Source organism: Stenotrophomonas sp. PD6 (genome assembly GCF_049199305.1).
GTDB lineage: Bacteria > Pseudomonadota > Gammaproteobacteria > Xanthomonadales > Xanthomonadaceae > Stenotrophomonas.
In genome coordinates this window covers 243,304-250,821 of the sequence record NZ_JBLZQD010000005.1, presented here as the reverse complement: position 1 = coordinate 250,821, position 7,518 = coordinate 243,304, and the positions used below count along the sequence as shown (strand labels likewise).

The following is a 7,518-nucleotide window of genomic DNA, read 5'->3' as shown; positions in this document are numbered from 1 at the left end:
TGTGTTTGTGCTTCTGGGTCGTAATTTTATTAAAAACTTTTGCAAATACTCCCGCCCCTCTTGGCCGGGCTGGGGGCCGTTTTTTTCGTTGCGCGGGGCTCTGCCCGGCGGCGGTGCGCGGGATCGCGCGAAGAGCGGCCGGGCAGAGCCCGGCGCTACGGCGGGGTTTTGTCGGGTCAGGGCGTTACGGTTTCCACGACCTCCAGACCGTAGCCGGCCAGGCCGATCTGGCGGCGCGGGGTGCCCAGTACGCGCAGCTTGCCCAGGCCCAGGTCGGACAGGATCTGCGCGCCGGCGCCGTTGCGACGCCACTGGCTCACATCCTTGTCCTTGCCCGGGGTGACCGGCTGCGGCTGCTGGCGCAGGCGGGCCAGCAGGCTGTTGCTGTCGCGCGGGGCCGACAGCACCACCATCACACCGCGCCCGGCAGCGGCGATGGCGCGCAGGGCATCGGTCGAGGCCACGCCGAAATCGTCGCGCCGCCAGTGCAGCAGGTCGGCCAGCGGGTTCTCCACCTGCACCCGCACCAGGGTGGGCTCGGCATCGACCGGGCCACGAACCAGCGCGAAATGCAGGTCGTGGGCGATCCGGTCGCGGTAGGTCACCAGCTTGAACGGGCCGAATTCGGTGTCGATCTCGCGCTCGTCCACGCGCTCGACCGTCTTTTCGGTGGCCAGGCGGTGGGCGATGAGGTCGGCAATGGAGCCGATCTTCAGGCCATGCTCGCGCGCGAACACCTCCAGTTCCGGACGGCGCGCCATGCTGCCGTCCGGGTTGAGGATTTCCACCAGCACGCCGGCCGGCTCCAGCCCCGCCAGCATGGCCAGGTCCACGCCCGCCTCGGTGTGGCCGGCGCGGGTGAGCACGCCGCCGGGCTGGGCGATCAGCGGGAAGATGTGGCCCGGCTGGTGCAGGTCGGCCGGCTTGGCATCGGGCTTCACCGCGGTGCGGATGGTGTGGGCACGGTCGTAGGCGGAAATGCCGGTGGTGACGCCTTCGGCGGCCTCGATGCTCACCGTGAAGTTGGTCTGGAACTGCGCGGTATTGGCCTGCACCATCGGCGCCAGGCCCAGGTCGGCGGCACGCTCGCGGGTCAACGGCAGGCACACCAGGCCGCGGCCGTGGGTGACCATGAAGTTGATGTCCGACGGCTTGACCAGCTCGGCGGCCATGATCAGGTCGCCTTCGTTCTCGCGGTCTTCGTCATCGACAATGACCACCATGCGGCCCAGGCGGATGTCCTCGAGGATCTCGGGGATGGGGGCGAAGTTCATGCGTTTGCTCCAATCAACTTTTCCACATACCGGGCGACGAGGTCGATTTCCAGGTTGACCGCACTGCCCGCGCCGGTGGCGGCGAAGGCGGTATTGGCCACGGTATGCGGGATCAACGCGACCTCGAAGCCGCTGTCGTCCACCTCGTTGACGGTCAGGCTGACCCCGTCCACGCAGATGGAGCCCTTCTTGGCGATGTAGCGCAGCAGGGCGGCCGGTGCGGCAAAGCGCCAGCGCTGGGCGCGGGCATCGTCATGGATGGACAGCACCTGCCCCAGGCCATCGACATGGCCGCTGACCAGATGGCCGCCGAGGCGGTCGGTCGGGCGCATGGCGCGTTCGAGGTTGATCACCGCGCCATCGGCGAGCTGGCCGAGCGTGGTCAGGCCCAGGGTCTCGGTGGAGGCATCGGCCTGGAAAGTGGCCGCGTCGAATGCGACCACGGTCAGGCACACGCCGTTGATGGCGATGCTCTCGCCCAGCTGCACGGCGTCGAACGGCAGGCTGCCGACATGGAAGGTGAAGCGGACGTCGCCGCCAAAGGTGTCGCGTGCGGCCACATGGCCGACGCCTTCGATGATTCCAGTAAACAAGGAACGTTCTCCGCGAAAAGTGAGCGAAAAACGCCGCAAGGCAAACAGGCGGGCGCAGGGCCGATGAAGGCCCCTTGGCACCGTCTTCTTTCATCCGGACTATACCGTCGGCTCCGGATTCGGACCGGATCTGCTGACCTTCCGGCCAGGCCGGAAGCGCTCGCGGGCTCGTGCTTGCGCACCTACCGCCGGTGGGGAATTGCACCCCGCCCTGAAGACGTTTGTGTACCGGCGAACCGGCGCGGCCATTGTAACAGCGCTGGCTGAGCGCTCGCTTTCTGTAAACAATTTGTTAAACTGCGCGCCGCGCGGCGATGAACGCCGCCCTGCCGCCTGCGAAGGGCTGGCTGAAATGGACCTCACAGATAAAGGAACCTGCATGCGCAAGATCTTCCTGGCCGCCGCCCTGCTGGCCGCCGCCCCACTTTCCGCCTCCGCTGCCGAAAGCATGAGCTACACCTACGTTGAAGGCGGCTGGACCCAGCAGCAGATCAGCGTCCCGGGCAGCAACCCGAAGCTGGACGGCGGTTACCTCCGCGGTTCGTTCGCCATTGCCGACCAGGTCAACGTCTTTGGCGGGTACAGCACCACCTCCAAGACCTACCACCTGGAAGATAGCTTCGGCGAGTACCGCATCAAGAACACGATCGACCAGCCCGAGCTGGGCATCGGCTACCACATGCCGATGACCGACCGCCTGGACTTCACGGCGGATATCGCCTGGATGCGCATCAACAATGAAGTGAAGATCGAAGACAACCAGTACAGCGACACCTCCAAGTTCCACACCAACGCAGGCCGCGGCTCGCTGGGCCTGCGTGGCAAGCCCTCGCGCAGCACCGAAGCCTGGCTGAAGGCCGGCTACATCGACGGCAGCGACATGGACGGCGTGTGGATCGGCACCCTGGGTGGCCAGGTCAGCTTCAACCGTAACTGGGGCGTGGTCGGCGAAGTGCAGTACTACGACGACGTGACCCAGTACTCGGTCGGCGTACGCGCCAGCTTCTAAGTTACAGATCGGGCAGCGCTAACCCGCGCCATGATCGACGGGCCCCGCAAGGGGCCGTTTTTTTTGGGTAAGCGTTGGCCAACTATCGCTTTCAGGAACTCGATCAAGTACTCGAAAAATACGCATAGCGAGGTGTGAACGGCGACTCCCTTTTGGTGTGAAGGTGCAAGGTAAGGTGGCTGGCAACCCTACGCAGAAAACGTATACTTATGCACGCCGTGTTCGTGGAGATGCCCGCATTCTCGCGCCACCGTGCCGCCTACCTCGACAGCGATGGGTTCTGCGCGCTTCAGCAGTTCCTGCTGCGGGCTCCGGAGGCTGGTGACGTGATCATGGGCACGGGCGGACTCCGCAAGCTGCGCTTTTCCGACGACCGCAGGCAGGGTGGCAAGCGGGGCGGACTACGGGTGATCTACTTCCACTGGCTGGCGGGTTCGCAGTTCTGGCTGTTCACCCTCTACGGCAAGGGCGTCCAGGACGATCTGGACGCGATGCAGAAAAGACTGTTGAAAAGAATGCTTGCGGCCGAACTTCTGGCGAGGACCACACGATGAAACGCGACGTATTTGCCGAGCTGGTCGAAGGCCTGCACGCGCTGGAAGACGAACGCGCAGGCAAGGCGACGCTGCGCACACACAAGGTTCGACTGCAGCCGTTGCCGCCGCTGGATGCAGGCGAGCTGGTGGCCATCCGTGAACGGCTGAACATGTCACGGCCGGTGTTTGCCATGTACCTGCGTACCAATGCACGCACGCTGGAGAACTGGGAGCAGGGCCGCGCGCGCCCCAACGCGCAGGCATCGACCCTCATTCGACTGGTGCAGCAGTTTCCGCAGACTGTTCGCCATCTCGAGGCGTTACGGCCTATCGCTGCAGCCTGATCCGGGCGCTTCTGGAGTTGATGCACACTGCATCAGGTCACGTAGTGCCACGCCATGCGTGGCAACCTCCGGATGCGTGGCAAAAGCCTCACGCGCGCAGCAACAGTCGCAGATCCGCCCCCACCTGGCGCTGATCGACCACACGCAGGCGGCGCTGCTGCTCCATGGCGTGAATGCCCAGGCCGGCGAGCAGCGGCCTGCCGTGTTCGCCCAGCAGGGTCGGCGCCTGGTAGAGCAGCAGCTCATCCACCCAGCCACCGGCAAGCAGCGCGCCCGACAGCGTGGCACCGGCTTCGGTGTGCACTTCGTTGATGCCGCGCTCGGCCAGCAGTGCCAGCACGGCGCCCAGGTCCAGCCGTCCGTCGTGTGCCGGCACGCTGGCGAACTCGGCGTCGGCCGCGTCCGGCGGACTCACCGCCGCATCGTGCAGGTACAGCGTCGGCGCCCCACCCTCGCGCACGCGTGCGCATTCCAGCGAACGCAGCCGTGAATCGAGCACCACGCGCAGCGGCGGCAGCACGTCGGTGTCGGCCAGGCGCACGGTCAGCATCGGGTCGTCGGCCAGCACGGTGTCGGCCCCGGTCAGGATCGCACAGGCGCGGGCGCGCCACTGCTGCACATCCGCGCGGGCCGCATCGCCGGTGATCCACTTGGAGCTGCCGTCGGCCATGGCGGTGCGGCCGTCCAGGCTGGCGGCCAGCTTCACCCGGACCCACGGCCGGCCACGCTCGATCCGCGAGAGAAAGCCGTGGTTGAGCTCGCGCGCCTGCGCGGCCATCAGTCCTTCGGCCACCTCGATACCCGCCTCGCGCAGCAGCACGAAGCCGCCGCCGTCGACCTTGGGGAACGGGTCGCGCATGGCCGCCACCACGCGGCCGACGCCGGCCTCGATCAGGGCCAGCGCGCAAGGCGGCGTGCGTCCGTAATGCGCGCAGGGCTCCAGGGTGACGTAGGCGGTGGCGCCGCGTGCGTCGGCGCCCGCCTGGCGCAGCGCGAACACTTCGGCGTGCGGCCCCCCGGTGCGCTGGTGCCAGCCCTCGCCCACCACCCGGTCGCCGTGTGCGATCACACAGCCCACCATCGGGTTCGGCCGCGCCGTGAAGGCGGCCCGTTCGGCCAGGCGCAGCGCGCGGGCCATGTGCAGGTGGTCCAGCGTGGAGAAGTTCATGGCCGCGATGGTAATGCAGCGGAGCAGCGGGGCAGAGCCCCGCTCTACCCTTTCTTTTTCTTGGTCAACGCGATCACATCGCCCAGCAGCTGCAGCTGCTCGGTACTGGAGGGCAGTTCCCGCTCCAGCTTCTCGATCTCTTCGCGGAAATCGGCCACGTCCTCGAAGCTGCGGTAGACCGACGCAAACCGCACGTAGGCCACGTGGTCCAGCTTGCGCAGCTCGTTCATCACGAACTCGCCGACCTTGATCGAGGGGATTTCGCGCTCGCCGCACATGCGCAGTTGCTGCATGACCGCGCGCACCGCCAGTTCGATCTTGTCTTCGGGCACCGGCCGCTTCTGCAGCGCGCGGTCGAAGCCGACCCGCAGCTTGCGCGCGTCGAAGGCTTCGCGGCTACCGTCGCTCTTCACGATCGCGGGCAGCTTCAATTCAATGGTTTCCAGGGTGCTGAAGCGCTCGCTGCAGGCCTCGCATTCGCGCCGACGACGGATCGTCGCGCCGTCTTCGGAGACGCGCGAGTCGATCACCCGGGTATCGGCATGCTGGCAGAACGGACAGTACATGGAGCGCCTTGCATCAGAAAAACGTCATGCCGTGGTCACGGCAGCGTCGCAACGGTACCTGAGAAGACCCCAGCGTACAAATTGAGACGTGGATCATTGTCCCCCGTCAGCGGCGGGAAACGCCCCGCAGCCACGCGAGATGCGCGCTGCAGACCAGCAGCGGCGGACCGACCATGAGGTACCCCAGCGCCCGCCAGGAGCTGCCGGAAAGGGAGTTGTACGCCACCAGGCCAACCACGCCAAGCGCCGCCAGCACGCCCAGCACCAGCCCCACCCACGGCAACCTCCCGGTCTTCCGCAGGGCGGCACGCCCCCGGCGCAGATAGACCACGCTCAACCAGACCCAGCCCAGCAGGCCACACAGACCGGCCAGCGCCCAGGACAGCAGGAACAGCGCTTCGCGGTTGTTCAAGTAACTGTGGGCATCGAAGCAGAAGAGGTACACCGCCAGCCCGGCCACGCCGCCACCGGCGACCAGCGCAGGCAACCCGAACAGCAGCGCCTGCGCGATGTACAGGCGCCGCTGCAGGGTTTCTTCCATTACCCGTAGACCGGGTACTTGCGGCACTGCGCGCTGACCGCGTCACGGACGCGGGCGATCACAGCCTCGTCGGCCGGGGCGTCCAGCACGTCGGCGATCCAGTTGGCCAGCTCCACGCAGTCCTGCTCCAGGTAGCCGCGGGTGGTCACCGCCGGGGTGCCCAGGCGCAGGCCCGAGGTCACGAACGGCGAGCGCGGGTCGTTCGGCACCGAGTTCTTGTTGACGGTGATGTGGGCCTTGCCCAGCGCGGCCTCCGCGTCCTTGCCGGACACGTCCTTGCCGATCATGTCGACCAGCATCAGGTGGTTCTGGGTCCCACCAGAGACGATCTTGTAACCGCGCGCGATCAGCGTAGTGGCCATCGCCTGGGCGTTCTTCACCACCTGCTGCTGGTAGTCCTTGAAGCCCGGCTCCAGCGCTTCCTTGAAGGCCACGGCCTTGGCGGCGATGACGTGCATCAGCGGACCGCCCTGGATGCCCGGGAATACGATCGACTGCAGCTTCTTCTCGATCTCTTCGCCGGCGCCCTTGGCGATGATGATGCCGCCGCGCGGGCCGCGCAGGGTCTTGTGGGTGGTCGAGGTGACCACGTGGGCGTGCGGCAGCGGGCTCGGATAGACGCCGGCGGCGACCAGGCCGGCGACGTGGGCCATGTCCACGAACAGGTAGGCACCGACCTTGTCGGCGATGGCGCGGAAGCGCGCCCAGTCCACCACCTGCGAATAGGCCGAGAAGCCGGCCACGACCATCTTCGGCTTGTGCTCCAGGGCCAGGCGCTCGACCTCGTCGTAATCGATCAGGCCCTGCTCGTTCACGCCGTACTGGACCGCGTTGAACAGCTTGCCCGAAGCGTTGACCTTGGCGCCGTGGGTCAGGTGGCCGCCGTGGGCCAGCGACATGCCCAGGATGGTGTCGCCCGGCTGCAGCAGCGCGAAGTACACCGCCTGGTTGGCCTGCGAACCGCTGTGCGGCTGCACGTTGGCGTAGTCGGCGTCGAACAGCTGCTTGAGGCGGTCGATCGCCAGCTGCTCGGCGATGTCCACGTACTCGCAGCCACCGTAGTAGCGCTTACCCGGATAGCCTTCGGCGTACTTGTTGGTCAGCTGGCTGCCCTGGGCTTCCATCACCGCCGGGCTGGTGTAGTTCTCGCTGGCGATCAGCTCGACATGGTCTTCCTGGCGCTGGGTTTCGGCGGCGATGGCCTTGGCCAGTTCGGGATCGTAGGTTTCGATGCGGACGTCACGCGGGAACATCGCTTACTCCAGGCAAGGTGAGGGGAACGACAGCCTTCCATTGTAAGGCCGCCGGACGGGGACTGGCCCGTGCCGGAGGGCCCGAGCGGCGCACCTGTCCATTTCTGGCCAAATTTCTGAATTGGGACCACGTTCCTTGAATTGTTCAGATTGTGTGAAACAAAACCCTAAAGACGTTCAGCCAGCGGCCGTTAACCCCAATTCAAGGACTCGTCTTCAATTAAAACAGGGGTT

The 7,518-nt window shown here is 66.3% G+C and carries 9 protein-coding genes and 1 riboswitch; of the genes, 3 read left to right on the top strand and 6 right to left on the bottom strand.

What is annotated here, in order from left to right:
• Positions 1-176: 176 nt before the first annotated feature.
• Positions 177-1,274, bottom strand: coding sequence for a 3,4-dihydroxy-2-butanone-4-phosphate synthase (gene ribB, locus ACOZHM_RS10520; RefSeq protein ID WP_421569199.1), 1,098 nt, complete (start codon positions 1,272-1,274; stop codon positions 177-179).
• Positions 1,271-1,867, bottom strand: coding sequence for a riboflavin synthase (locus ACOZHM_RS10515; protein WP_421569198.1), 597 nt, complete (start codon positions 1,865-1,867; stop codon positions 1,271-1,273). Before ACOZHM_RS10515 ends, ribB begins: the two co-directional genes overlap by 4 nt.
• A 78-nt stretch (positions 1,868-1,945) precedes the next feature.
• Positions 1,946-2,090: riboswitch (FMN riboswitch) on the bottom strand.
• Between the two features lie 156 nt (positions 2,091-2,246).
• Between ACOZHM_RS10515 and ACOZHM_RS10510 the strand changes: the two genes are divergently transcribed.
• From ACOZHM_RS10510 to ACOZHM_RS10500, 3 genes are all read left to right on the top strand, one after another.
• Positions 2,247-2,876: an outer membrane beta-barrel protein gene (locus tag ACOZHM_RS10510; RefSeq protein WP_421569197.1), complete on the top strand. Its 630-nt coding sequence runs from the start codon at positions 2,247-2,249 to the stop codon at positions 2,874-2,876.
• Positions 2,877-3,085: 209 nt separating this feature from the next.
• Positions 3,086-3,430 (top strand): hypothetical protein, encoded by a 345-nt coding sequence (locus ACOZHM_RS10505; protein ID WP_421569196.1) that lies wholly within the window; start codon positions 3,086-3,088, stop codon positions 3,428-3,430.
• Positions 3,427-3,756 (top strand): helix-turn-helix domain-containing protein, encoded by a 330-nt coding sequence (locus ACOZHM_RS10500; RefSeq protein WP_421569195.1) that lies wholly within the window; start codon positions 3,427-3,429, stop codon positions 3,754-3,756. Before ACOZHM_RS10505 ends, ACOZHM_RS10500 begins: the two co-directional genes overlap by 4 nt.
• Before the next feature lie 88 nt (positions 3,757-3,844).
• Here ACOZHM_RS10500 and ribD read toward each other — a convergent pair whose 3' ends face one another.
• The 4 genes from ribD to glyA form a co-directional block, all read right to left on the bottom strand.
• Positions 3,845-4,924, bottom strand: coding sequence for a bifunctional diaminohydroxyphosphoribosylaminopyrimidine deaminase/5-amino-6-(5-phosphoribosylamino)uracil reductase RibD (ribD, locus tag ACOZHM_RS10495; protein ID WP_421569194.1), 1,080 nt, complete (start codon positions 4,922-4,924; stop codon positions 3,845-3,847).
• A 44-nt stretch (positions 4,925-4,968) separates the two neighbouring features.
• Positions 4,969-5,490 carry a transcriptional regulator NrdR gene (gene nrdR / locus ACOZHM_RS10490; protein ID WP_421569193.1) on the bottom strand — a complete coding sequence of 174 codons (522 nt, stop codon included), beginning with the start codon at positions 5,488-5,490 and terminating at the stop codon, positions 4,969-4,971.
• Positions 5,491-5,596: 106 nt separating this feature from the next.
• Positions 5,597-6,031, bottom strand: a complete 435-nt coding sequence (locus ACOZHM_RS10485) for a hypothetical protein (protein WP_421569192.1) — start codon at positions 6,029-6,031, stop codon at positions 5,597-5,599.
• Complete coding sequence (glyA, locus tag ACOZHM_RS10480) at positions 6,031-7,284, bottom strand: serine hydroxymethyltransferase (protein WP_421569191.1); 1,254 nt, start codon at positions 7,282-7,284, stop codon at positions 6,031-6,033. Before glyA ends, ACOZHM_RS10485 begins: the two co-directional genes overlap by 1 nt.
• Between the last annotated feature and the right edge of the window lie 234 nt (positions 7,285-7,518).